The sequence below is a fragment of the Mesorhizobium sp. M0768 genome, from assembly GCF_040320195.1.
Taxonomy (GTDB): Bacteria; Pseudomonadota; Alphaproteobacteria; order Rhizobiales; family Rhizobiaceae; genus Mesorhizobium.
Genome location: NZ_JAMYPD010000019.1, coordinates 40,394 through 66,014 on the forward strand (window position 1 = coordinate 40,394; position 25,621 = coordinate 66,014).

Annotated in this window: 20 protein-coding genes; 10 read left to right on the plus strand and 10 right to left on the minus strand. The window is 63.3% G+C overall.

What is annotated here, in order from left to right; all coding sequences use genetic code 11:
- Positions 1-211 precede the first annotated feature (211 nt).
- Together NKI08_RS22240 and NKI08_RS22245 are read right to left on the minus strand one after the other, a co-directional pair.
- Positions 212-1,573, minus strand: coding sequence for a pilus assembly protein TadG-related protein (locus NKI08_RS22240; protein ID WP_352772129.1), 1,362 nt, complete (start codon positions 1,571-1,573; stop codon positions 212-214).
- 328 nt (positions 1,574-1,901) lie between these two features.
- Entirely contained in the window at positions 1,902-2,771 is an 870-nt protein-coding gene (locus NKI08_RS22245) for a transglutaminase-like domain-containing protein (protein ID WP_352772131.1), read from the minus strand.
- 178 nt (positions 2,772-2,949) lie between these two features.
- On the opposite strand from NKI08_RS22245, the gene NKI08_RS22250 reads away from it, so the two are divergent.
- Positions 2,950-3,621 carry an HAD-IA family hydrolase gene (locus NKI08_RS22250; RefSeq protein WP_352451228.1) on the plus strand — a complete coding sequence of 224 codons (672 nt, stop codon included), beginning with the start codon at positions 2,950-2,952 and terminating at the stop codon, positions 3,619-3,621.
- 17 nt (positions 3,622-3,638) lie between these two features.
- Here the strand turns inward: NKI08_RS22250 and NKI08_RS22255 are convergent, their stop codons facing one another.
- Positions 3,639-3,851, minus strand: coding sequence for a DUF1674 domain-containing protein (locus NKI08_RS22255; protein ID WP_352772133.1), 213 nt, complete (start codon positions 3,849-3,851; stop codon positions 3,639-3,641).
- Positions 3,852-3,967: 116 nt separating this feature from the next.
- On the opposite strand from NKI08_RS22255, the gene htpX reads away from it, so the two are divergent.
- From htpX to purH, 4 genes are all read left to right on the plus strand, one after another.
- The gene (htpX, locus tag NKI08_RS22260) at positions 3,968-4,981 is read left to right on the plus strand and encodes a zinc metalloprotease HtpX (RefSeq protein WP_352772135.1); all 1,014 of its coding nucleotides are present in this window, start codon (positions 3,968-3,970) and stop codon (positions 4,979-4,981) included.
- On the plus strand, positions 4,972-6,360 hold the full coding sequence (locus NKI08_RS22265; RefSeq protein ID WP_352772137.1) for an RsmB/NOP family class I SAM-dependent RNA methyltransferase: 1,389 nt from the start codon (positions 4,972-4,974) through the stop codon (positions 6,358-6,360). Before htpX ends, NKI08_RS22265 begins: the two co-directional genes overlap by 10 nt.
- A gap of 146 nt (positions 6,361-6,506) precedes the next feature.
- Positions 6,507-8,255, plus strand: a complete 1,749-nt coding sequence (locus NKI08_RS22270; protein ID WP_352540908.1) for a heparinase II/III family protein — start codon at positions 6,507-6,509, stop codon at positions 8,253-8,255.
- Positions 8,256-8,339: 84 nt separating this feature from the next.
- Positions 8,340-9,956 (plus strand): bifunctional phosphoribosylaminoimidazolecarboxamide formyltransferase/IMP cyclohydrolase, encoded by a 1,617-nt coding sequence (gene purH / locus NKI08_RS22275; protein WP_352540907.1) that lies wholly within the window; start codon positions 8,340-8,342, stop codon positions 9,954-9,956.
- A 37-nt stretch (positions 9,957-9,993) separates the two neighbouring features.
- Here the strand turns inward: purH and NKI08_RS22280 are convergent, their stop codons facing one another.
- Both NKI08_RS22280 and NKI08_RS22285 read right to left on the minus strand, forming a co-directional pair.
- Entirely contained in the window at positions 9,994-11,370 is a 1,377-nt protein-coding gene (locus tag NKI08_RS22280; protein WP_352540906.1) for an MFS transporter, read from the minus strand.
- Positions 11,371-11,559: 189 nt separating this feature from the next.
- Entirely contained in the window at positions 11,560-16,380 is a 4,821-nt protein-coding gene (locus tag NKI08_RS22285; RefSeq protein WP_352772140.1) for an NAD-glutamate dehydrogenase, read from the minus strand.
- A gap of 130 nt (positions 16,381-16,510) precedes the next feature.
- On the opposite strand from NKI08_RS22285, the gene NKI08_RS22290 reads away from it, so the two are divergent.
- Complete coding sequence (locus NKI08_RS22290) at positions 16,511-17,074, plus strand: peroxidase-related enzyme (RefSeq protein ID WP_352613247.1); 564 nt, start codon at positions 16,511-16,513, stop codon at positions 17,072-17,074.
- Between the two features lie 137 nt (positions 17,075-17,211).
- Positions 17,212-17,535, plus strand: a complete 324-nt coding sequence (locus NKI08_RS22295; RefSeq protein WP_023678126.1) for a YciI family protein — start codon at positions 17,212-17,214, stop codon at positions 17,533-17,535.
- 9 nt (positions 17,536-17,544) lie between these two features.
- On the opposite strand, the gene NKI08_RS22300 is transcribed toward NKI08_RS22295, so the two are convergent.
- On the minus strand, positions 17,545-18,159 hold the full coding sequence (locus tag NKI08_RS22300; protein WP_352613245.1) for a LysE family translocator: 615 nt from the start codon (positions 18,157-18,159) through the stop codon (positions 17,545-17,547).
- A gap of 392 nt (positions 18,160-18,551) precedes the next feature.
- Here NKI08_RS22300 and NKI08_RS22305 point away from each other — a divergent pair, with 392 nt between their 5' ends.
- Positions 18,552-19,178, plus strand: a complete 627-nt coding sequence (locus NKI08_RS22305; protein WP_352540902.1) for a DUF1062 domain-containing protein — start codon at positions 18,552-18,554, stop codon at positions 19,176-19,178.
- Positions 19,179-19,209: 31 nt separating this feature from the next.
- Here NKI08_RS22305 and NKI08_RS22310 read toward each other — a convergent pair whose 3' ends face one another.
- Both NKI08_RS22310 and typA read right to left on the minus strand, forming a co-directional pair.
- Complete coding sequence (locus tag NKI08_RS22310; RefSeq protein WP_352772143.1) at positions 19,210-19,419, minus strand: hypothetical protein; 210 nt, start codon at positions 19,417-19,419, stop codon at positions 19,210-19,212.
- A 16-nt stretch (positions 19,420-19,435) separates the two neighbouring features.
- On the minus strand, positions 19,436-21,265 hold the full coding sequence (gene typA / locus NKI08_RS22315; protein ID WP_352451241.1) for a translational GTPase TypA: 1,830 nt from the start codon (positions 21,263-21,265) through the stop codon (positions 19,436-19,438).
- 198 nt (positions 21,266-21,463) lie between these two features.
- Here typA and NKI08_RS22320 point away from each other — a divergent pair, with 198 nt between their 5' ends.
- Positions 21,464-21,745, plus strand: a complete 282-nt coding sequence (locus NKI08_RS22320) for a hypothetical protein (RefSeq protein WP_352451242.1) — start codon at positions 21,464-21,466, stop codon at positions 21,743-21,745.
- 47 nt (positions 21,746-21,792) lie between these two features.
- Here the strand turns inward: NKI08_RS22320 and NKI08_RS22325 are convergent, their stop codons facing one another.
- Together NKI08_RS22325 and NKI08_RS22330 are read right to left on the minus strand one after the other, a co-directional pair.
- On the minus strand, positions 21,793-23,367 hold the full coding sequence (locus NKI08_RS22325; RefSeq protein ID WP_352540899.1) for an alkaline phosphatase D family protein: 1,575 nt from the start codon (positions 23,365-23,367) through the stop codon (positions 21,793-21,795).
- A gap of 279 nt (positions 23,368-23,646) precedes the next feature.
- Entirely contained in the window at positions 23,647-24,930 is a 1,284-nt protein-coding gene (locus NKI08_RS22330) for an MFS transporter (protein WP_352474677.1), read from the minus strand.
- 82 nt (positions 24,931-25,012) lie between these two features.
- On the opposite strand from NKI08_RS22330, the gene NKI08_RS22335 reads away from it, so the two are divergent.
- Positions 25,013-25,618, plus strand: coding sequence for a TetR/AcrR family transcriptional regulator (locus tag NKI08_RS22335; protein WP_352772148.1), 606 nt, complete (start codon positions 25,013-25,015; stop codon positions 25,616-25,618).
- Positions 25,619-25,621 lie beyond the last annotated feature (3 nt).

Consider the following 25,621-nt stretch of genomic DNA (forward strand, 5'->3'; position numbering starts at 1 on the left):
TCGAAAGGAGGTGATCCGATGTCGAGTGATTTCGTTTTCCAGAACGTGGCCTCAGCGGATCGCACTTTCGGGAAGCAGTCTTCCCGTTAAGGCGCGAGATGCGCGGCTGGCGACCAACCGTCGCCGCCAGGAGCCGTGCCATGGACGGAAACACGGAAGGCCGCCGACTTCGCGAGAAGCGGCGGCCTTTTCCTTTTTGGGCTGTTGTCCCTTATTTGGTTACGGTCAACATCTCGACGTTGCGCGCTATGTCCTGGAAAGCCTGGTTGAGTTCGGTTCCATTGGCAGCTTGGTAGAAGTGCTTGATCTTGGCGGTGTCCGGGCTCGCGCAATCCTGGAGCGTGGCCTTGGCATTCGTTTCGTTTAGGTCAAACCCAATAGTGAAGATCTCGATGCCGTTGTCGCGCATGGCAGCGCAAAGTTTCTTGGCGGCCGTGCGGGTCGGCTCCTTGCCGGCGTCATTGTAGACGTCGCTCACCGTGCTCGCATCGAAGTAGGACAGGTTGAATTCGCCGTCGGTCATCAGGATCGCGATTTTGGCGACCTTTTTTGGATCCATCTTGGCCGGCCGCTGCGAAGTCCTCATTATGCTCCCCCAGTTCTCCGAGAGCATGTACCAGGTCCACTGTACGCCGATATGGCCGGCAGTGCCGCCGGAGGCGATGAAATTCTTGATGACCGTCTTGAGCGCCGTCGCATCCGCCGTCAGCGGCATCAGCGTGGCGGCCGGGCAGGCGGCGGTGCCGGTTTGCCAGGCGAAGGACGACAGCAGGTAGTCGCGGTTGACCATGCTGGCGTCGGGGCCTGCGTCCGAATATTGGTAGGTCCCCTTGCGTTCGGTGGCGCAATTGTCAGGACGGATGAGCCCCGAGACATACTGCACAGCGTCATTGGCCGGCGCCTGTTTGCGTTGGCTGGCGGTGGTTTCCACATAGACGCTGCTGGCGGCAAGTGTACCGGCATTCACCGAATTGGCATAAGGTACGATGGCAACCCGCACGCGCGGTTTGGAGGTGTCCTGACCGCCCAGAAAACTGTCGACGGCATTCGCCGCAGCCGTCCGCAGATCGATGATTTTCTGGCCTGCCATCGAGCCGGTCACATCGAGCATCATCGCGACTTCGATCTGCTTGTCCGAATAGAGAGCCGTCGTCGATGCGGGAACGCGTTGCATGCCAACCGTGCTGAAAAGCGGGAAATAGTAGTTGACGTTGACATGGACGTCCGCCTGGACAGTCTTGGCTGTCCTGTCGACAACCAGATTGTCGAGGACGATCTGGTTGTCCTGGAGGATACCCGCCGTGCTGTTGGCATCGAGAAAGGCCTGCACCGATTTGCTGGCGTCGGCCTCGCTGATGACGCCGGTTGTCAGGTCGCGGGCCGTCGAGGTGACCGCTGCATCGACCACGCCTTGCAGGCTCGATTTTACATTGTAGAGTTGGGACACGTTGACGGCAAAGCCGACACTCAGCGCCAGTACTGAGCCGATTATACCAAACAGGACCGCGAAATTTCCGCTGCGATCCCCGGCAAAGCCGCCGATCGCCTGAACAAGACCCCCGAAACGCCGCATTCCTTCCGCCTCCATTCGCTACAGCCTGCAGCTGTCCGAACGCGCATTGCAGGAATCCGGCCGGATCGCGCCGCCGGGCGCGGGAAAGCGAGCGGCCCCCGCTCAGGCCATTGTTTCCAAACGGTTTCGAGCGGCGACAAGGTAAACAGCGGGTAAACGAAAGCCGCGTCGGCACGGCTTTGTTCAAAAAGCGCTTACCAAGATTCGGGCTCGCAATTCGAGACGGCTGGACTGCGTCCCAATCCGGTACAGACGAGATGTATCGAACAGGATCAGTGCTGCCGCGGTGGCGGCAGGTGGAAATCCGGACTGCGAATGCGTCCGAAGATCAGGCCAGCATCCGTGCGCTGACCGTCCGGTCGAGGCCGCGATAGGGCGGCTTGAACAGATTGCCTTCCTGCTCGTGGGTCCAGACCTTGAACAGGCTGAGCCGATGCGGGCCGAAACTGTGCAGCAGCGGCACGTCGGTGGCGTCGCGGCCGCGGGCTATGACGACGCGGCCGATCCTCGGCACATTGTGGCGAGGATCGAAGGTGTACCATCTGCCGTCGAGGAACACTTCCACCCAGGCCGAGAAATCCATCGGCGCCGGATCGGCGGGCACGCCGATATCGCCGAGATAGCCGTTCACGTAGCGGGCCGGGATGTTCATGCAGCGGCAGAGCGTGATCGCCAGATGGGCAAAGTCGCGGCAGACGCCGACGCGCTCCTCATGCGCCTGCGCCGCCGTGCGGGTCGAGCGCGCATAGCCGTAGCCGAAGGACAGGCGGTTGTGGACATAGTCGACGATCGCCTGCACCCGCGCCCAGCCCGGCGGAAGCTGGCCGAAAAGTTGCCAGGCCAGGCCGCCGAGATGGTCGGTCTCGCAGTAACGGCTGCCGAGCAGATAGCCGAGCACCTCGTCCGGCAATTCGGCAACCGGGACTTCCCCGGCCAGCGTGCTGACTTCGTCCATCTCGCCGCTGTCCTCGACCACCGCGTCATAAAGGATGCGAAAGCTTCCGGCCGGCGCCGTGAAGCGGCGGCAGCTATTGCCGAAAAGATCGTGGTAGACCCTGGTCGGAACCGACGGCGACGTCAGCACGCGCGTCTGCCGCTTGATGTCGGCCTGGCGATCCCGATGGATCTCGAGCAGCGAAACAATCGGCGTGGCTGCAGCGCATTCAATGGCAATTTCATAGCCGAGCCTGATCAGCATCGCCGTCCCCCTACGATCGTCATGGAAGATAGTGCTGGTCAACGCAGGAGAGTGTGCGGCGGTTCCTTGTGGTCGTCAAAAACGGCGCCTCGAGGCTTCCCACACGGACGCGGCAACGTTACGGTCGATCGACACGCGTCTTTCGAAATAATTCCTCCAAGATGACCCCGGGAAACCGATGTTCGCAGGCAGAAAATTCGCGGCCTTCCTGTTCGATATGGACGGCACGATTCTCAATTCGATCGCCGCGGCGGAAAGGGTCTGGGCAGCGTGGGCGCATCGGCAAGGTCTTGACGTCGCCGCATTCCTGCCGACCATCCACGGCGTGCGGGCGATCGAGACCATCGGCCGGCTGGCGCTCCCAGGCGTCGATCCTGCCCGCGAAGCCGAATCGCTTTTGCAGGCCGAGGCGGCCGATGTCGAGGGCATTCGCCCGATTGCCGGCGCCGCGGCCTTCTTGGCGTCGCTGCCGCCTGGAAGCTGGGCGATCGCCACTTCGGCACCGCGCGAACTTGCCTTGCTGCGCCTGCAGGCCGCCGGCATTCCGGCTCCCGCCGTGATCGTTGCGGCGGAGGACGTGGCTCGCGGCAAGCCGGCGCCCGACTGCTTCCGGCTGGCGGCCGCACGGCTCGGCGTCGATGTGCGCGACTGCCTCGTCTTCGAGGACGCGCCGGCCGGCATAGCGGCAGCCGAAGCCGCGGGCGCTGCAATCGTGGTGATCAGCGCCACGCACCGGCATCCGTTGCAGACGCCGCATGCCGCCATCACCGGCTATGGCGCGATCGGCATCGCCGTCGATGACAACGGCTGGATTGCCATCGAAGCGGAACGGACCGCACAGCCTGCTTAACTAGCATCCTGCTTGCGCTAAAAGTCGCTGGTCAGGCCCTTGACCTCCCAGTCGCCATAGCGGCCAGGCTCCTTGCCGCCGCGCCCGCCGATCTCCCTCGGCAGCGTGGCTTCCTGCTCGCGATATTTCTCCCGCCGGGCCTCGGCCTCGACCAAGGCGCGCCTGGCTGCCGGGATCAGCGGCTTTTGCGGCGAGCCGTTAGCATGCGTTTGGCTGGTTTTGTCGATCATGCGATCTTCCGCTAGATTGAAACAGGCCCCGATTGAAACGGGAACCGCTGTTTCCCATCATATAGCGATGGGCCCACAAGGATCGACCCCTTTGTTGGGCCCAAATGGAGCAGACGATGAACACCCTTCGCACCGCCATGCTTTTGGCCGCAATGACGGCCCTGTTCATGGGCGTCGGCTATCTGGTCGGCGGATCCGGCGGCATGATGATCGCCTTGCTGATCGCCGCCGGCACCAATTTGTTCAGCTATTGGAACGCCGACAAGATGGTGCTGTCGATGCACCGTGCGATCGAAGTCGACGAACGCAACGCGCCTGAATATTACGCCATCGTGCAGGGTCTCGCGCAACGTGCCGGCCTGCCGATGCCGAGAACCTATCTCATCGACAATCCGCAGCCCAATGCCTTCGCCACCGGCCGCAATCCGCAAAATGCCGCTGTCGCCGCCAGCACCGGCCTGCTCGAGCGGCTATCGCATGAAGAAGTCGCGGCGGTGATGGCGCACGAGCTCGCCCATGTGCAGCACCGCGACACGCTGACCATGACGATCGTCGCCACCTTTGCCGGCGCAATTTCGATGCTCGGCAATTTCGCCTTCTTTTTCGGCGGCAACCGCGACAACAACAATTCCTTCGGCATCGTCGGCGTGCTGGTGGCAATGATCGTCGCGCCTTTGGCCGCCATGATCGTGCAGATGGCGGTGAGCCGCACCCGCGAATATGAGGCCGACCGGCGCGGTGCCGAAATCTGTGGACACCCGCTGTGGCTCGCCTCGGCGCTTGACAAGATCGCGCGGGGCGCCGAACGCATCCGCAACCTGGATGCCGAGCGCAATCCGGCAACCGCCCATCTCTTCATCATCAATCCTCTTTCCGGCGAGCGTATGGACAGTTTGTTTTCCACTCACCCGAGCACAGAAAACCGCATCGCCGCGTTGCAGAGGATGGCGAGCGAAATGGCCGGCGCACCCGAAGCGGCCGCGACGCCAAGGCCGGCGCCGGAAGGGACCGGGCAGCCGTCTGGTCCGTGGGACAGGGCCGCGCGGCCCGAGAGGCCGGCTGAGCCGGCCAAGCCGAGACCCAATCCCTGGGGACGCAATCCGACCGGCCCCAAAGGTCCGTGGTCGTGAGTTCAGCGAAGCGCCGGCACGGAATTTCAGGCGATCGTGAACACAATTCGAGCGGCGAGGCCGTAGCCGGTCTCGCCGCGCGCAAGGCAGCCGCGCGGCTGCTTGCCGCCGTCATCGACGCGAGGACGCCGCTCGACGGGCTGACCGACCATGAGAACGGCCATCCACAATACAAGGCGCTCGACCTGCGCGACCGCGCTTTGGTGCGCGCCATTCTGGTCACCGCCCTGCGCTACCGCATGACCATATCAGGCCTTTTGGCCCGTCGCCTGGAAAAGCCGCTACCGCCCAACGCCACGGCGCTTTCGCACATTTTGCATGTGGCGGCAGCGCAGATCCTGTTCCTCGATGTTCCCGACAGCGCCGCCGTCGACCTCGCCGTGACACACGCCAAGTCCGATCCGCGCACGGCGCGCTTTTCCGGCCTCGTCAACGGCGTGCTGCGCACGCTGGCGCGGGCCAAGCAGGACGAGCTCGCCGCAGCATTTGCCGCTACCGACGAGGCGCCAAAATGGTTTTCCGACCGTTTGAAAACAGTCTACGGCCTCGACAAGGCCCGGCAGATACTGCTCGCCCATCGCCATGAGGCACCGGTCGATTTCTCGGTCAAGTCGGACCCGGCGCTGTGGGCCGAACGGCTCGGCGGCTTTGTCTTGCCGACCGGCACGGTGCGGGTGGAAAAGCTCAGCGCTTCCGTGACCGAACTGCCCGGCTTTGGGGAAGGCGCCTGGTGGGTTCAGGATGCAGCGGCCAGCCTGCCGGCCCGGCTGTTCGGCGACATCAATGGTTTGCGAATCGCCGACCTCTGCGCCGCGCCGGGCGGCAAGACCGCCCAGCTGATCCTCGCCGGCGCGCACGTCACCGCGCTAGACATGTCCAAAACGCGGCTGGCACGGCTGACGCAGAACCTCGAACGGCTCGGTCTGGCCGCCGAGATCGTCCAGGCCGATCTGCTCAAATACGAGCCGAAGGACCTCTTCGACGCCGTCCTCCTCGACGCACCTTGCTCTTCGACCGGCACGGTGCGGCGGCATCCCGACGTCCCCTGGACGAAGACGGTGGCCGACGTCGAAAAACTGGCCGACCTGCAACGCCGGCTGCTTGCCCGCGCCGTCACCCTGGTCAAGCCTGGTGGACGCATCGTCTTTTCCAACTGTTCGCTCGATCCGCTGGAAGGCGAAGAGCTCTATCGCGACTTTCTCGCCGGCAATGCGGAGATTGTCGACGACCCGCTTCGGCCGGGTGAGATCGCCGGCATCGACCCGTTTCTGACGCCGCAAGGCACGTTGCGCACCACGCCTGCCGATCTGGAGCTAGGCTCGCCGGGCCGCTCCGGGCTGGACGGCTTCTTCGCCGCCCGCATGCGCAGAGCCGGCTAAGGGCCGATCCTGAAGCGCCGTCCGGCTTCTTGGGGCGAGGAGGCATGGAAAACAGGCTGAACGGCCCCACTGCCGCGGAATTCGCCTTCGCACAAGTTCTTGAATCATATAAACTTGTGCTTGGGTGAGGACGATCAGGAGGGGTTTTGGCAATCGCTGCCGGTAACACGACGCGTCTGTGGACGCTTGTCGCGAGGGAGTTCTGGCGCAAGACGCGCCGGCGCTTGCGCGCCGGGCCACTCTATCGCTGGCGCTACTCAGGCCGCACGCCGGAGCGCGTCCTGATCGCCCCACCGGACCTGCGGCTCGCCGATCCTCAGATCGCGCTCGAGATCTATTACGGCCGCTATCCGCTTTCGGGGCATCTGGTCGAGACCGGCGGCAAATCGCCCTTCCAGATCGACGTGCCCAATCCCGGCTGGCAAAAAACGCTGCATGGCTTTCGCTGGCTGCGGCATATGCGTGCCGCCGGCACCGAGCTAGCCGCCGCCAACGCGCGGGCGTTGGTTTCCGACTGGATTGCAATCCATGGCAGCCATATTTCCGGCGTCGCCTGGGAGCCCGGCACGACGGCCAAGCGTGTCATTGCCTGGCTGCAGCATTCCTCGATCGTGTTGCAGGGCGCCGAATTTCCGTTCTACCGCGCGTTCTTGAAATCGCTCGCCGTCCAGATCCGCTATCTGCGCGCCATGGTGCGCGAGATGCCGGACGGCAAGGACCGGCTGCGCGCCCGCATTGCGCTGGCCTTTGCCGCTTTGTCGCTGCCGGCGCCGGCCTCGGCGCTACGCGGTGCTACCCGCAATCTCGCCGAGGAGCTCGACCGCCAGATCCTGCCTGACGGCGGCCATATCTCGCGCAATCCGATGGCCGTGCTTGAAATCCTCGCCGACCTTCTGCCGTTGCGCCAGACATACGCCAATCAGGCCGAGACACCGCCTGCCGCCCTGATCGGCGCCATCGACCGGATGCTGCCGGCATTGCGCTTCTTTCGCCATCAGGACGGCAGCCTCGCCCGCTTCAACGGCATGGGCGCCACCATTCACGACCGTATCGCCAGCATCCTGCATCACGACGACACCGCCGGCGCACCGTTGCTGCACGCGCCGCATTCGGGTTATGAGCGCCTGTCGATGGGCGGTGTCACTGTGATCGCCGATACCGGCCCGCCGCCCCCTGTCGACGTATCCAATGCCGCTCACGCCGGATGCCTCGCCTTCGAATTGTCGTCGGGCCGCCAGCACTATATCGTCAACGCCGGAATAGACACTTATGGCGCCGCCGAGTTCCGGCCGCTTGCCCGCGCCACCGCCGCCCACTCGACCGCCACCATCAACGACACGTCGTCGGCGCGCTTCAATCACTCCTTGCGCGTCAACGACCTGCTCGGCACGCCTTTGATCGGCGGGCCGCAGCATGTGCCTTGCAAGCGCACCGACCAGAAGGGCAGCCAGGGCTTCATCGCCCGCCATGACGGCTATGCAGCGCGCTTCGGCTTCCTGCATGAGCGCGAGCTGAAATTATCGACCGAAGGCAATGTGTTTGCCGGCAGGGACCGTTTCCTGCGCCCGGGCGGCGCTTCTATCCGCAACAATGGCCGTGACTTCGTCACGGTGCGTTTCCATGTCCATCCCGATATTAGCCTGCTCCAGGATGAGCATGACCGTCTGGTGCTGGCCGCCGACCATGCCGACACCTGGGTGTTTACCTCTACCGAAGTGGTGCCCGAGGTCGAGGAATCGATCTATTTCGCAGGGCTTGGCGGCCCGCGCCGCAGCCGCCAGATCGTGCTTGCGTTCAAGGCCTCGGAAATTTCGGAGGTCCACTGGCAATTGACGCGCACCATCATCGCCGGCCGTCCGGAAAAAGCTGAAGCCGGTGGCAACGGCAGACACTGATCAAGTCTTGCGGCTTGATTTCCGGGCCTCATATGCTACGGCCCGCGGACGCTCTCCAACCAGAACTGGAAAGGCCGCCAGCCCATGGCCGTCGCCGCCAAGAACATTCCCGCGCCCGACCTTGTACCCATCCGTCGCGCGCTCCTTTCCGTCTTTGATAAGACCGGCCTGATCGATTTCGCCAGGGCGCTGGCTTCGGCCGGCGTCGAGCTAGTCTCGACCGGCGGCACCGCAAGGGCGCTTGCCGAGGCAGGCATGGCGGTGCGCGACGTGTCCGAGCTCACCGGCTTTCCCGAGATCATGGACGGCCGCGTCAAGACGCTGCACCCGTCGGTGCATGGCGCACTGCTTGGCGTGCGCGACGATCCCGAGCACGCCGCAGCGATGCGCGACCACGGCATCGAGCCGATCGATCTCGTCGTCTCCAATCTCTATCCGTTCGAAGAGGTGCGTCGCTCCGGCGCCGACTACGCGGCGATCGTCGAGAACATCGACATCGGCGGCCCGGCGATGATCCGTGCCTCGGCCAAGAACCACGCCTATGTCGGCATCGTCACCGATCCCGATGACTATGCCTCGGTGCTCAACGCGCTGGAGATGAATTTCGGCTCGTTGTCGCTGGATTTCCGCAAGAAGCTGGCAGCCAAGGCCTTTGCCCGCACCGCCACCTACGATGCGGCGATCTCGGGATGGTTCGCCGAGGCGCTTGAGATCGAGCATCCGACATGGCGCGCCTTCGGCGGCAAGCTGCAGTCGGTGATGCGCTATGGCGAAAACCCGCATCAGGGCGCCGGCTTCTATGTCAACGGCGACAGGCGGCCGGGCGTCGCCACGGCGCGCCAGCTTCAGGGCAAGCAGCTTTCCTACAACAACATCAACGACACCGACGCTGCCTTCGAGCTGGTCGGCGAGTTCGACCCGTCGCGCTCCGCAGCAATTGCCATCATCAAGCACGCCAACCCGTGCGGCGTCGCTGAGGACGCTTCGCTGCAGGCGGCCTATGCCAAGGCGCTGGCCTGCGATCCGGTCTCGGCCTTCGGCGGCATCGTCGCCATGAACCGCATCCTCGATGCCGGAACCGCCGAAGAGATCGTCAAGACCTTTACCGAAGTGATCATCGCACCGGAGGCGTCCGAAGAAGCAGTGCGCATCATTGCCGCCAAGAAGAACCTACGCCTGCTGGTCACCGGCGGCCTGCCCGACCCGCGCGCGGCGGGCCTTGGCTTGAAATCGGTTGCTGGCGGTTTGCTGGTTCAGGGCCGCGACAACGCGGTGGTGGATGACCTCGAGCTGAAAGTGGTGACCAGGCGCGCTCCGACTCCGGCCGAATTGGCCGATCTGAAATTCGCTTTTCGCGTGGCAAAGCACGTCAAGTCGAACGCCATCGTCTATGCCAGGGATGGCGCTACAGTCGGCATCGGCGCTGGCCAGATGAGCCGGGTCGATTCCTCGCGCATCGCGGCGCGCAAGGCGCTCGACGCCGCCGAGGCTGCCGGCCTGACGGAGCCCTTGACCGGGGGCTCGGTCGTCGCCTCGGATGCCTTTTTCCCGTTCGCGGATGGGCTTTTGTCGGCAATCGAAGCCGGCGCCACAGCCGTTATCCAGCCCGGCGGCTCGATGCGCGACGACGATGTCATCGCCGCCGCCGACGCTCACGGCATTGCCATGGTCTTCACCGGAGTGAGGCATTTCCGGCATTGAACGCGTTACCCCCGCTGTGGGAGAAGGCAAGAGCAGCTCACTCCGCCGGCCGATCCGCCGGATAGGGCGTGCCGATCAGGATTGCCATGCCGGCGCCAAGGAACAGCACGATCGCCGCCATGCCGAGCCGCGCCGAGCCGCTGGCCAGGGTGATCGTGGCCACCATGAAGGGTGCGGCAAAACTGGTTGCCCGGCCGGCCAGCGCATAGATGCCGAAATAGCGGCCCGATTCGGCAGCGGAGACGCTGCGCGCCATGTAGGAGCGCGACGATGCCTGCACCGGCCCGAAAGCAAGCCCGATCAGCAGGCCGTAGAAAATGTAGGCTTTTTCCGCCGCCGTGCCGAACAATCCGCCGCCGTCCAGTCCGGGCATCACCCAGGCGCCGAACAGCGTATAGCCCGGGCCGGTCGAGACGATGCCGAGCGTAGCGATGCTTAGCATGACCAGCGAAATCATCACTATGGTCTTGGAACCCAGTGCTGTGTCGAGGCGTGCGGCAACCAGGCAGCCGACGATGGCAACGACGTTGAGGATGATGCCGAACAGGCCGATCTCGGTAATCGACCAATGGAACATTGCCGCCGCAAACGTTCCGCCCAGCGCCAGCAGTGCATTGACGCCGTCCTGATAGATCATGCGGGCGATGAGAAAGCGAAAAATGCCGCTGCGCTTGCGCACTTCGGCCAGCGTCGACTTCAGTTCCGACAGGCCTTCGCGCACCGCCGGCCCGATTGGAATGCCTTTGATCGCATCAGGCGTGAAGAAGAACATCGGCAGGATGAACAGGAAATACCAGGCCGCCGACAACGGTCCGGTGGCGCGCGCGTCCTCGCCGAGCCTGGGGTCGAGGCCGAAGATCGGGTCGAGCCCAACGACGGTCTTGCCGGTTTCAGGCGAGCCGGCCATGACGGTAACGACGAAGATCAGTGCGATCATGCCGCCGAGATAGCCGAGTCCCCAGGCCATGTTCGAGATCCTGCCGATGTCGCTCTTCGGCACCAGGCGGGGCATCATCGAATCGTTGAAGACAGTCGAGAATTCCGCCGCGACCGACGCCAGCGAGAACAACACCACGACCAGAAAAAGATTAGAGCCGGGCGCGGCGAACCACAGCAGGGTGAGGCAGGTGATCTTGACCGCGGCGAAGAAGGCTATCCACGGTTTGCGTGGTCCGGTCTGATCGGCGATCGAGCCGAGGACCGGCGACAAAACGGCAATGACGACGCCGGCGGCGGCAATGCCGTAGCCCCAGGCCGCTTGCCCGGTCTCTGGATTGCTGGCCATGCGCGAGACGAAATAAGGACCGAAGATGAAGGTGGTAACGACCGTGAAAAACGGCTGTGCCGCCCAGTCGAACAGCATCCATCCCCAGATGCCGCGTCCCGATGCCCGCTGCACTGCCATCTCAGCCATGTCCCCTCCGCTGGAGCTTGCTTCATGCCGATCGAATCGGAATGATGCTCCGTCTTGTTGTTGAGCACGATCTTGTCCAAAAGCCGATCGTCACTTTTTGGGATCATGCTCCGGCGCCCCCCAACGCAGGGCGCTGTTCGCTCTATGGCGTAGTTCTTCCCGGCAATCCCGCGCGATGTGGAAGACGTCTCACAGCCCTGTCAGATCGCTCATCAGGCCGGACGCCACCGACAGCCGCGACACGGTGATGTCGCCGCCCTCGGTCAGAGCCTGCAGCCGCTCGCGGATGCGTCCGACCCGTTCGCCGCCCGCCTCCAACCATGCTGTCACCGGATCCGCCGCCTCGGCATGACTGGTGAGTGCCGCCACCGCGATGCCGCGCCTGGCGGCGCCGATCGTGTCGGTGGCACGCGAAAGCGCCAGTTGATCGTAATAATCCGAGGGCGTGATCGAGCGCGCCGCATCTTCGACGCGCGGTATGCGGAAGACATCGCTGACTGCAAAAAACGCCTTGGCGGCAGCGACGATGCCGGCAGTTGCCGTCCGCGCCGTCAGCGCAATGTCGGGGATGAGTTCCGCCACATCGGTCAACGCCAGTTGCTCGGCCAGGCTCTCGGGCGCGCCGCCCTTCGACAGACTGTGCCGCCGCTCCTCGATCCGCTCGCGCGAGAAGGCCGGCAACAGCGCAACGAGCTTCGGCTCCAGCGCCTTGCGCGCATCCTGCAACTCGGTGATCCGCTGCCCGAGCGGTGCGGTGCCGGCATCGTTCTTCAGGTACCAGCCGCTGGTCACATAGATCAGCCGGCTGACCGCCTGATAGAGGTCGAGCTGGATCTGTCCGTCGATCCGGTTGTCGAGCGCGTCGATCTGGCGATAGAGCGCCGGCAGCGCAAAGCCATCCCGCACCACGGCGAAGGTGCGCACGACATCGGCGGCACTGCGCCCGGTCGCTTCCTGCAGCCTGTTGACGAAGGACGGGCCGCCGCGATTGACCAGGTCATTGGCGACGGCACGGGCGATGATCTCGCGGCGCAGGCGATGGCCGTGGATTTCCGCCGCATATTTCTTTGCCATGCGGTCGGGAAAGTAACCCATCAGGTCGCGGTCGAAATGCGGATCGTCCGGCACGTCGCTGGCGACGATATCGGAAAACAGCACGATCTTGGCATAGGCAAGCAGCACGCCGAGCTCGGCCCGTGTGAGCGGCTCGCCGCGCGCTTCGCGCTCGGCAAGAGCCGCCGGCGACGGCAGCGTCTCGACGGCACGGTCGAGCAGCCCGCGCGCCTCGAGCGCCTCCATGAAGCGGCTCTGATGGGCAATGTCGGCAAGGCCGCGCTTGCGAGCAAGGGACAGCGCCAGCGTCTGCTGGTAATTGTTGGACAGCACCAGGGCGCTGACCTCGTCGGTCATCTCGGCCAGCAATTTGTTGCGCGACGGCCGCGTCAGCGATCCCTTCCGCATGGCGGAAGCCAGCGCGATCTTGATGTTGACCTCGACGTCTGAGCAGTTCACGCCGCCCGAATTGTCGATCGCATCTGAGTTGCAGCGGCCGCCATTCAATCCGAATTCGATGCGCGCCCGCTGTGTGACGCCGAGATTGGCGCCTTCACCGATGACCTTGGCACGCAGGTCGAGCGCGGTGATGCGGATCGCGTCATTGGCACGGTCGCCGACGTCCTGGTTGGTCTCGCCCGATGCCCTGACATAGGTGCCGATGCCGCCGAACCACAAAAGATCTGCCGGCGCCTTGAGGATGGCACTCATGATCTCGACCGGCGTGGCCGTTATCTTGCCGAGGCCGATAGCTGCAGCCGCGGCGGCCGGCAAGGTGATCGACTTCTGGCTGCGCGAGACGATGATGCCGCCTTCGGACAGCTTCGTCTTGTCGTAATCCTGCCAGCTTGAGCGAGCGAGAGCGAACATACGCCGGCGCTCGGCCATCGAAGCGGCCATGTCGGGATCGGGATCGATGAAGATGTCGCGATGATCGAAGGCGGCGATCAGCCGGGTCTGCTCCGACAGCAGCATGCCGTTGCCGAACACGTCGCCCGACATGTCGCCAACGCCGACGACGGTGAACGGCGTGGTTTGGATGTCGCGGTTCATCTCGCGGAAATGCCGCTTGACCGCTTCCCAGGCGCCCTTGGCGGTGATGCCCATCTTCTTGTGGTCGTAGCCGGCCGAACCGCCGCTGGCGAAAGCGTCGTCGAGCCAGAAGCCGTGCCTTTCGCTGATGGCGTTGGCGATGTCCGAGAAGGTCGCCGTGCCCTTGTCCGCGGCGACGACGAAATACGGATCATCCTGATCGCGCCGCACGACGCCGACTGGCGGGATGACGCCATCCAGCCCGATATTGTCGGTGATCGACAACAGGCTGGAAACGTAATTCTTGTAGGCGGCCATGCCGGCCTCGAAAATTGCGTCGCGCCCGGCGCTCATCGGCAGCTTTTTCGGGTAGAAGCCGCCCTTGGCGCCAACCGGCACGATCACCGCATTCTTGACCTGCTGTGCCTTGACCAGGCCGAGCACCTCGGTGCGATAGTCCTGCGCACGGTCCGACCAGCGCAGGCCGCCGCGCGCGACCGGGCCGAAGCGCAGATGCACACCCTCGACCTCGGAGCCGTAGACGAAGATCTCCCTCCATGGCCGCGGCGCCGGCAGCCCGTCGACCGATTGCGAATCGAGCTTGATCGCCAGCGATTGGCCTTTCTGTTTCGTATCGGCAACGAAATGATTGGTGCGCAGCGAGGCTTCGATCAGGTTCAGATAACGGCGGATGATGGTGTCGTCGTCAATGTTGGGAACGTCTTCCAGCGCATCCGTGATCTTGGCTTTCAGATGTTTGGCCTGAACGACGCCTTCCGTCTCGGCCGTCGCGCCGAGGCGGGCGACAAACAGCGCATGCAGGTCGCGGGCGATCTCGGGATAACGGTTGAGCGCGGCGGCGATGAAATCCTGGCTCTGCGGGATGCCGGCCTGCTGCAGATAGCGGCCATAGGCGCGCAGGACGGTGATCTCGCCCGACCACAGGCCGGCGGTCTGGGCAAGGCCGTTATAGCCGTCATTGTCGACATCACCGCGCCAGACGGAAAGGAACGCATCCTCGAACAGCGCGCCGCCATTGCCGAGGTCGATCGGCCTGCCGTAGCTGTTCTCGAGTTCCATGTCGTGGATGAAGACCATGCCGGGCTGATCACTATTGATCATGCCGGATTGATTGTCGCCGACCTCGAAAGTGCGCTCGCTGATGACGCGGAAACCAATGTTTTCCAGCACGGGCACGCGCCGCGACAGCGCCACCGGGCTGCCATGGTGATAGATCTTCAGTGCCGCCTGATGCGGCTTCTGGTCGGCGTGACGGTAATAGTCGATGGCGATCGGATTTGACGCATCGAGCTTGGCGATGCGCCCGGCATCGGCCAGCGCCACGCCCGGCCGAAAACTGTCGCGATAGCTTTCCGAAAAACGCGAGGCGATGGCCGTGAGTCTCGCATCGGCGCCGGTCTCGGTCGCGGTCTCGCGCAGGGCATCGTCCCAAGTCCGTACGATGTCGCGGATCGCCGCCTCGATCGTTGCCTGCTCGACCTTCGGCGTCTTGCCGCCGGAGCGGCCGATGATGAAATGGACGCGCGCCAGCCCGCCTTCCGGGAAGGCCGGGTAATAGGCGGACAGCCGGCCTTCGAAGACGGTCTTCAGATAGGTGCCGATCTTCTCGCGCACGACGCTGTCGTAGCGGTCGCGCGGCACGAAGACGAGCACGGAGACGAAGCGGTCGAACTGGTCGACACGCACCAATGCCCTGACGCGCGGCCGCTCGATCAAGCCCAGTATGGCTTCGGCATGCTTGCGCAGGATCGGCACCGGAACCTGGAACAGCTCGTCGCGTGGATAGCTCTCCAGCACGTTGATCAATGCCTTGCCGGAATGGTCGCTTGGATTGAAGCCGGATTTGGCGATGACGGTTTCCGCCTTCGAGCGCAGATAGGGGATTTTCATCACCGAGCGCGTATAGGCAGTCGAGGTGAACAGGCCGACGATACGGAGCTCGCCTGAAAGCACGCCTTTGCCGGTGTAGGTCTTGACGCCGATGTAGTCGAGGTAGATGCGGCGGTGCACCGACGACTTGGCGTTGGCCTTGGTGACGATCAGCGGTTCCGGCCCATGCAGGAAGGCGCGGATTTCCGGCGTCGTGCTCACCGCTTCGGTGCCGCGTCTGAGCACCAGCACGTCGGGATCGGAAAGGATGCCGAGGCCGGGCTTTTCGGCGCGCTCGAGCATGCCGCTCGTCTCGCCGCCGGTATAGTTGAATTCGCGCATGCCGAGAAAGGTGAAGTTGTCGTCGCGCAGCCATTCGAGGAAGGCGATCGCCTCGGTGACATGGGCCTTGTCGAGCGGCACTGGCGAGTAGCGGAATTCCGAGATCGCCTGGTCGAGGCGGGCAAGCATCGGCTTCCAGTCGGTGACGGCGGCTCGCACCTGGCCGAGCAGTTTCGTCAGGCGTGCGGCCAGGCCTTCGGCCTGCTCGGCCGAAAGGCGGCCGATATGGACATGGATGACGCTCAGTCGGTCATGGCTGTGGTCGCCCTTGGCATAACCGCCATCGCCGAGGATTTCCTCGACGCCGTTCTTGCCGTGCCTGACGACTATGACTGGATGGGTAACCAGCAGCGGCTCGCCGGCGCTTTCTGTAATCTCGCCGAGGACGGAATCGAACAGGAACGGCATGTTGTCGTTGACGACAGTGATCACCGTCATCGGCCGGCCCTGGCGGACGACACCGGAATCGACGTCTATGGCAACGACGCAGTCGTCCTTCTTGTGCCTGGCCACTGCGCGGCCGGCGAGTTCGGCAGCGCGTTCGAGATCGATGACGTCGTAGGCGGCGACATCTTCGGCCGGAGCTCGGGCCAGCAGGTAGTCGGCAAGCCTGCCGGGCTTTTCACCACCCGCGGCTTCACCCCTCGTCAGGCCGGCTTTTTTCAACCGGCTCGCTGACTTTACGCTGGCCATGAGTCCCTCCCGTCACATGTTTTTGCGGCTATGCTAACAGATGACGGGTATTTGGCGACAAAGGTTTGACGGCTTGCGACGAAATGTCGGAATTCACCGGCAGCCTGGCGAAAAAGAGGAGAGATCCGCCATGACGGACAAAATCACCGCGCTTGACCTGGCACCGGCGGAGCTGAGCGACGCGACCAAGGCCTATTTCACCAAGTGCCGGGAGAAGCTCGGCCTCGTTCCCAACGTGCTGCTCGCCTATGCCTTCGACGAGAAGAAGCTGCGCGCTTTCACCGACATGTACAATGATTTGATGCTGGGTGAATCCGGCCTGTCGAAACTCGAGCGCGAGATGATCGCGGTGGCCGTCTCATCGGTCAACCATTGCTACTATTGCCTGGCCGCGCATGGCGCGGCGGTGCGCCAGCTTTCCGGCGACCCGGCCTTCGGCGAGATGATGGTGATGAATTTTCGCGCCGCCAAGCTGTCGGACAGGCAACGCGCCATGCTCGAATTCGCGGTGAAGCTGACCGGGCAGCCGGCAAATATCATCGAAGCGGACCGGGCGGCGCTGCGGCAAGTCGGCTTTTCCGACCGCGACATCTGGGACGTCGCCTCGACCGCGGCGTTCTTCAACATGTCGAACCGGCTGGCATCGGCAATCGACATGCGGCCGAACGATGAATACCATGCGATGGCGCGATAGGGCATCGCCGTTGCGAGCCAACCGCACATTATATTAGCTACTTCGCATTCTCGTTGCTTGTTTGCCGGTTTGGTCCGATGATCGGCATGCGGCATGACCGCATGCCGGTTCGATGCCGCCGATCAGAGGAGGAGAACATGGCGAAATTTCTCTACGTCTATCACGGCTCGGGCAAGATGCCGACCGAGGAGGCCGAACGGAAGGCAGCGATGGATGCCTGGAACGGCTGGTACGGCAAGCTTGGCTCAGCGGTGGTCGACGGCGGCAATCCAGTCGGCATGTCGAAGACCCTGCTGCCTGGCGGCAAGGTCGAGAACAATGGCGGCAGCAATCCGACCGCCGGTTACACCATCATCGAAGCAAAGGACATCGACGATGCCGTCGGCAAAGCCAAGGATTGTCCTATCTTGACGGACCCGGGTTTCAGCGTCGAGATCGCGCCAATAATCGAAATGGGTTGACGCGCCGGCTCAGGACCGCGCGGCGATCGCCGCCGCAGCGCCGGCCATGGTACCGGCGCTGATGCGGTTGGCGATTTTCATCGCCCGCTTGCTCCTCAAGAGCTTGCGCGCCTGCGATGCGGCGAGCACCCATGTCAAATCGATGGCGACCAGGACCACTGCCATGGTCGCCGTCAATTCGATCCAGCCGACCATGCTGACCGAACCGAGGTCGATGATGGTCGGCAGCAGCGCCAGATAGAACATCATGATCTTGGGGTTGCCGAGCGTCACGGCCATGCCGGCAAAGAACAGTCTGACGGGCGAATCTTCGCGCGGCAGCGCGCCTTCCTTGGCCTCGACCGGTGCCGTCCACATCTTCCAGGCAAGCCAGCCGAGATAGGCGACGCCGACCCACTTCACGACGACAAAGGCAAAGTGGAACGTCTGCGCCACCACGGCGAGGCCAAACACCGCCAGCGACAGCCAGATCGCTTCGCCGATCCACATCGCAAGCAGGAACGGGAACACGTCGCGAAACCCTTTCGAGATGACCCGCGCCACAAGAGCGGCGATCGATGGGCCGGGCGAGCCGGCGGCAACAAGCAGGGCGCCGGCAAAAATCAGCAGCGATGTGAAATGCATGACGCGGATCCCGTTTGAAATGTTTGGGTCGTTCAAGATAACCCAACTGGTCCGACGACAGTAGCGTCCACCGAAAGAAGGCTTGTCGGCCAGGCACCTCGCGGCTAGAAATGTCGTCCCGACATCATTTCGAGCTTCACTTTGCCTTCGTAACCGCCGGTCTCGTCAACTCCCCCAACACAGAGCAGGGCGTCGCAGTCGCGATGCCTATTTTCACATCATGTGTTCCTCGGGTGGCGATTCGAGACCGGTTTGGCACTGCTGAACCGCTGTCGCGCATAACCACCCGCGACACTGATTTCCAACTGCCGCAGTCTCTCGCCACGCCGTGCCCGCATGGGTTCTCGATATCGCCGATCTGACGAACTTCCCGACGGGAAGGGCTTTTCGGCATGCCTTCGATACTGCGTATCCGCTGGACGATCACACCCAAGACCGCACCTCGACCTCACCTCAACTGCAATCGCTGCGGCGGCCTGAAAGCCTATCGCTGCAGCGGCAAATTCCGGGTCAATGCCAACGGCAAGCGCATTGACGCCTGGTTGATCTACCGCTGCATCGACTGCGACAATTCCTGGAATTTCGGCATTCTGGAGCGCTGCAGCCGCCGCGATATCGAACCGACAATATTGCAGGCGCTCGAAAGCAACGATCCGGTCCTGGCGCGGCGCCATGCCTTCGATGTTGCCGCATTGCGAAGCAGTATCGGGCGCGTCGAGGAGTTTCCCGAAGCCGTCGTTCATAAGCAGGCGCTCGGGGATAGACCGGAAAATACCAGCGCGCTCGAACTTCAGCTCTGGCTCGAAATGCCGACAGCGCTGCGGCTCGACCGGTTGCTCGCCAACGAACTCGGTGTCTCGCGATCGCGGCTTCAGGTTTGGGAAGAGAAACGATTGCTGGTGGTTGGTCCGGACGGAGCCAAAGCCTTGCGCAAGCCAGCGCGGGCGGGAACGGCGATCCAGATCCACCTGTCTGGCGAACCAGACCGGGACAAAATCATTTCGGCTGCAGGTGAATGAGGCAACGGCAGGGAATCCGTACGGCCAGGGGTCAGTTGCCCTCTTTGGAGGCCGAGCCAATCAAACCCTTGGCCGCATCGAGATCGCAGTCGGCGACTTGCACATGGATCAAGCCAAGCCTGCCCGTGTCGAGAAGATAATTCGCGAGAGCATAAATTCCATACGCGTCGAGCATCGACACGCAAACTTCGGCCTCGGGTCGATTGTCGTATATGACAGCCGTGACGAGTTTACCGCTCATTGCGCGGTATTGCCCTTTACGCCGCGCCGACCACTTTCGCCGACTTCTCAAAACGCTTGCGCTCATTCGGATCGAGATAGAGCTTGCGCAGGCGGATGGTCTTCGGCGTCACTTCGACCAGCTCGTCGTCCTGGATCCAGGCCAGCGCGCGTTCCAGCGTCATGCGGATCGGCGGTGTCAGCTTTACCGCCTCGTCCTTGCCGGCGGCGCGGATGTTGGTCAGCTTCTTGCCCTTGAGCACGTTGACTTCGAGGTCGTTGTCCCTGGAATGGATGCCGATGATCATGCCCTGATAGACCTTGACGCCCGGGTCGATGACCATCGGGCCACGGTCTTCCAGGTTCCACATGGCGTACGCCACCGATTCACCCTGTTCGTTGGAGATCAGCACGCCGTTGGTACGGCCCGGCAGCTCACCCTTGTAAGGTTCATAGGCATGGAACAGCCGGTTCATCACAGCGGTGCCGCGCGTGTCGGTCAACAGTTCCGACTGGTAGCCGATCAACCCGCGCGTCGGCGCGTGGAAGACGATGCGCTGGCGATTGCCGCCCGAAGGGCGAAGCTCGACCATCTCGGCCTTGCGCTCCGACATCTTCTGCACGACGACGCCGGCATGCTCCTCGTCGACGTCGATGACGACTTCCTCGACCGGCTCCAGCAATTCGCCGCTATCGCCCTTCTGCATGACGACGCGCGGCCGCGACACGGCGATCTCAAAACCTTCGCGGCGCATCGTCTCGATCAGCACGGCCAGCTGCAATTCGCCGCGGCCGGAAACGAAGAACGAATCCTTGTCAGGTGATTCCTCGATCTTCAGCGCGACATTGCCTTCGGCCTCGCGCAGCAGGCGGTCGCGGATGACGCGGCTGGTCACCTTGTCGCCTTCGGTACCGGCCAGCGGCGAATCGTTGACGAGGAAAGACATCGTCACAGTCGGCGGATCGATCGGCTGCGCGTGCAGCGGCTCGGTCACCGACAGGTCGCAGAAGGTGTCGGCGACAGTGCCTTTCGACAGGCCGGCGATGGCGACGATGTCGCCCGCCTGCGCCTCGTCAATGGGCTGGCGCTCGAGCCCGCGGAAAGCAAGGATTTTCGAGATTCGGCCGGTTTCGACCTGGGTGCCGTCATGGTGCAGCACCTTGACCGCCTGGTTGGATTTCAGCGTGCCGGATTCGATACGGCCGGTGATGATGCGGCCGAGGAAAGGATTGGCTTCCAGGATGGTGCCGATCATGCGGAATGGGCCGGGATGAACGGTCGGGGCCGGCACGTGCTTGATGACGAGGTCGAACAGCGGCGCCAGAGCCTGGTCCTTCGGACCTTCGGGGTTTTCCGAGACCCAGCCGTCGCGGCCTGAACCGTAAAGGATAGGGAAGTCGAGCTGCTCGTCGGTAGCGTCAAGTGCTGCAAAAAGATCGAACACCTCGTTGACCACTTCGACGTGGCGGGCATCTGGCCGGTCGATCTTGTTGATGACGACGATCGGCTTCAGTCCAACCTTGAGTGCCTTGCCGACCACGAATTTGGTCTGCGGCATCGGCCCCTCGGCGGCGTCGACCAGCACGATGGCCGAATCCACCATCGACAGAATGCGCTCGACCTCGCCGCCGAAGTCGGCGTGGCCGGGCGTGTCGACGATGTTGATGCGGGTGTCCTTCCAGTCGACCGAGGTCGCCTTGGCCAGGATGGTGATGCCGCGTTCCTTTTCGAGGTCGTTCGAATCCATGGCGCGCTCGGCGACGCGCTGGTTGTCGCGGAACGAGCCGGACTGTTTCAGAAGCTGGTCGACGAGGGTGGTTTTTCCATGGTCGACGTGCGCGATGATCGCGATATTGCGGATTTTCATGTTTTGGTCTCGGGAGCGTTGCAGGCAGCAGGCCAAAAGGCGCTGCCTCTTTCGGTTGGGCGGCTCATACAGGGTTTTTCGCAATTGCGAAAGAGGAGGCGAGCCACCAAATAAAGTCACCAAATCTTAAATGTCTTGGTGTGAAGTGGAATTATTAACCAAGGCGGAACCTTTCATGGTCCGGACAGTTCGAATTTCATGATCGAGATAGGCATCAAACTCCGGCCGATTTTGGCATGTACCGCGCTCGCCGTCCTCCTCGCGGCCGGCGCGGCGCAATCGGCGGCGTCGTTCAAGGAGACGCGGTCTGCTTTGCCGTCCGACAAGCCGTCGGCGGAGCAGCTTTTTGCCGATGCTCCCGATGGCGTCGATCCGGTGGTGACCGGGCCGGTCAGCGCCGCCTTCAAGCAGCGGCAGCAAAATGCCGGATGCGACAGCGCCGTCTGGCCCAACATTCCCGTCGTCTGCTATCCCGATTGATATACGTTCCTACCCTCGGGCTGGCCCGAGGGTAGTGGCGCCGTCGCTCACGCCGACCGCACCGGATCGAGCGTGACCTTGTAGAGTTCGCTGTCGTCGCGATCCATCAGCCGCACCGTCAACTGTTCGGTGGCGCCATCGATCTCGACGAGCCCGAAGAACTGCAGGCCGGCCGAAGGCGCCAGGTTTTGACCCTGTTCGGCAGTTGGTGCCTTTATGAACTTCAGCTCCGGGCCGAATGTCATATCGAAACCATTAGGCCCGAACGTCCCGGAATGGATCGGACCCGAAACGAATTCCCAAAACGGATCGAAGTCCTGGAACTGCGCCTTGTCCGGATTGTAGTAATGCGCGGCTGTGTAATGCACGTCTGCGGTGAGCCAGACAGTGTTGCTGATACCCGCATTCTTTATATAGCGAAGAAGGTCGGCAATTTCCAGCTCACGCCCTTTGGCCGGGCCATTGTCGCCATTGCTGACCGCCTCGGCCCCTACCTTCTTGGTGCCGTCGTTCCAGACGACGAGGCCGAGCGGCATGTCGGCGGCGATGATTTTCCAGGTTGCGTTGGAATTCGCCAGTTCACGCTTCAGCCACTTGATCTGCTGTTCACCGAGGATGCGCGATTGCGGCGTCATCGTCTCCTGCATATCCGGACCGTTGGGGCCGCGGTAGGAACGCATGTCGAGGAAGAACACGTCGAGCAGCGGACCATAGGCGATCTTGCGGTAGACGCGGCCGGGCTCCGACGGCTCGTAACGGATCGTCGTCATTTCGTGGAAGGCGCGCGCCGCACGTGCCGCCAGCACATGGATGGATTTTTCAGTGTAGCGATCGTCGGCGCTCAGGTCCTTCGAGTCCGACCAGTTGTTCAGCACCTCGTGGTCATCCCACTGATAGAAGGTCGGACAGATGGCGCTGAGCGCCAGCACATGCCTGTCCATCATGTTGTATTTCCACTGCGCCCGGTATTCGTCCAGCGTCTCGGCAACCTTGCGCTTCTCGTCGATCAGCACTTTGTTTTTCCACTTGCCGCCGTTGGGCAGGTCGACCTCGTCCTTCATCGCACCATCGGCATAGATCGTATCGCCCGAATGCAGGAAGAAGTCGGGCGTGTGCTTGGCAATGGTGGCGTAGGTCTTCATGCCGGTCTCGTCGATGCCCCAACCTTGGCCGGCGGTGTCGCCCGACCAGGCAAAGCGAATGTCGCGCTTCGAGGCAGGTGCCGTGCGGAAGCGGCCGACGACCGGCTCGGAAACGGCGTTGATGTCGGCAAGATCGGCCGCGACCATGCGGTAGAAGATGTCCTGGTCGGAGGCGAGATCGGTAAGCAGCCGCTTCACCGTATAATCGCTGGCCGGCGAGGTATCGAGCGGCGCGAGGCGGACGGCATTGGTGAAGCTTTCGGTCGGCGACACCTCGAACATGACGCGCGACGGCCGGTCGGTGCGTGTCCAGACCATGCCGCTGGTGGCGTCGACGTCGCCGGACTGGATGCCATGGGTGAAAGCCGGGCGCTGATTGGCGCGCGAGTAATAGGGGAGGGCGAGGCCCGAGGCGCCGACCAGGCCAACGGCGCTGGCCGACGTGACGAAAGCGCGCCGCGTCATCGAAATCTTGTTCATGGCTGTCTCCTGGATGGCATTGAACGTCGCCGCCAAGCTCCAGCTTCAATGTTTCAGGCACATTTCGAAACGATGAAGGTTTGATAACAGTGAACAGGCTGGCGAATCTCCCTCCTTGAGGGGGGATGTCGCCAAAGGCGACAGAAGGGGGTCGTCTTGCGCGGAGCGCCGGCCTCCTGCATCGGCGATAAGAGGCCGAGCCCGGTTCGACCGACCCCCTCTGGCCGCTTCGCGGCCATCTCCCCCTCAAGGGGGGAGATTAGCACGGCCGATTGCGCCCTACGCCGCCTGCGGTTCCGGATCAAACGCCGGGCGGCTGGTGTTGATCAGCAGCGAGATGCAGGCGGCGGCTATTGCCGTCATACCGGCGATCAGGAAGGCAAGCTCGTAATTGCCTTGCAGCTCGCGCATGGTGCCGCCGAAGAAGGCCGCTGTCGCGGCGCCAACCTGATGGCCGGCGACGATCCAGCCGAAGACGATCGGCCCGCTGCGGTCGCCGAACGCCTCGTTGGAAAGCCTGAGCGTCGGCGGCACGGTGGCAATCCAGTCCAGTCCGTAAAACACCGCGAAGATGATCAGGCTGGTCGCCGAGAAGCCGGAATAGGGCAGATAGATCAGCGACAGGCCGCGAATGCCATAATAGACGCCGAGCAGCTTGCGCGGGTCGAAACGGTCGGTAAGCCAGCCCGACAGCGTCGTGCCGATCAGGTCGAAAATGCCCATCATCGAGAGCAGGCCTGCGGCCTGCACTTCGCCAATGCCCATATCGCCGCAAAAGGCGATCAGATGCGTGCCGACCAACCCGTTGGTGGTGAAGCCGCAAACGAAGAAGGTGGCGAACAGATACCAGAAGACGCGCGTGCCGGCGGCGCGGCGCAGCGTGCTCAATGTGTGCGAAAGGAAATTGCCTTGCGAGGCTGGCGGCACCGGCGGCACGTCGTCGGCATCGGCGCCATAGCGGACCATGCCGATCGACGCCGGGCGCTCCGGCACCAGCATATAGACCAGCGGCACCAGGCAGGCGGTGGCCACGGCAATGGCGATGGCGACCGGCTTCCAGCCGCCCGACTGGGCGAGCGAGGCGAGCAGCGGCAGGAAGACCAGCAGCCCGGTGGCACTGGACGCCGACATCAGCCCCATCACCAAGCCGCGATTGGTCTTGAACCAGCGGTTGACGATGGTCGCGCCGAGCACGGTGGCGACGGCGCCCGAGCTGACGCCGGAAAACACGCCCCAGGTGAGGAGCAGATGCCACGGTTTGGTCATCAACAGGCTGAGCGCGGTCGATCCCGACATCAACAGCAGCGCGGCAAGCAAGGTGCGGCGCAGCCCGATCCGCTCCATCAGCGCCGCGGCAAACGGCCCGGTCAGGCCATAGAGGAAGATGCCGGTGGCCGCCGCCAGCGACACCACGTCGCGCCGCCAGCCGAAACTGTTCTCCAGCGGCAGCATCATGACTGCCGGCGCCGAACGCAGGCCCGCTGCGATCAGCAGGCAGAGGAAGATGACGGCGACCACGACGAAAGCGTAGCGCTGGCCAAACGGGCGGGATTGAGCTATCATGTTACTGACCGGTACGTTGCAGGAGCGCGAAACATACGTACCGACCGGTAACATTGTCAACCAGCTAATCGGCAGACCAGGCATGAAAAGCATTGAACCAACGATCAAGGCGAATGACGCACCGCCGCCTCGCGCCGCCGAACGGATTCTCCAGGTGGCGCGCGATCTGTTCTACCGGCAAGGCATCAGGGCGATCGGCGTCGACGAGATCGTGCGGCGTGCCGGCGTCACCAAGCCCAGCCTCTACCGCAGCTTTCCGTCCAAGGACGAGCTGGCCGCATCCTACCTCCGGCACTATGACCTCGAATTCTGGGAGCGTTTCGACGAGGCGGTGGATGCCCATCCCGGCGATCCGCGCGCGCAGATCGTCGCCTTCCTGACGCGTGTCGGCAAGCGTACGCAAAGGCCCGACTATCGCGGCTGCGGCATGACCAATGCCGCGGTCGAATATCCCGAACATGGCCATCCGGCCCGCGTCGTGAGCGAGGCCAACAAGCAGGAACTGCGCCGCCGCCTGCATGCCATGGCGGCAGAGATGGGCGCCGGCGACGCCGACACGCTGGGCGACGGGCTGCTGCTCCTGATCGAGGGCGCCTATATTAGCGGCCAGCTGTTCGGTGCCGGCGGGCCGGCGAAGTCGGTGGCCCGCAACGCCGATCTTCTGATAGAGGCAAGCTTGAAGAAATAGTGG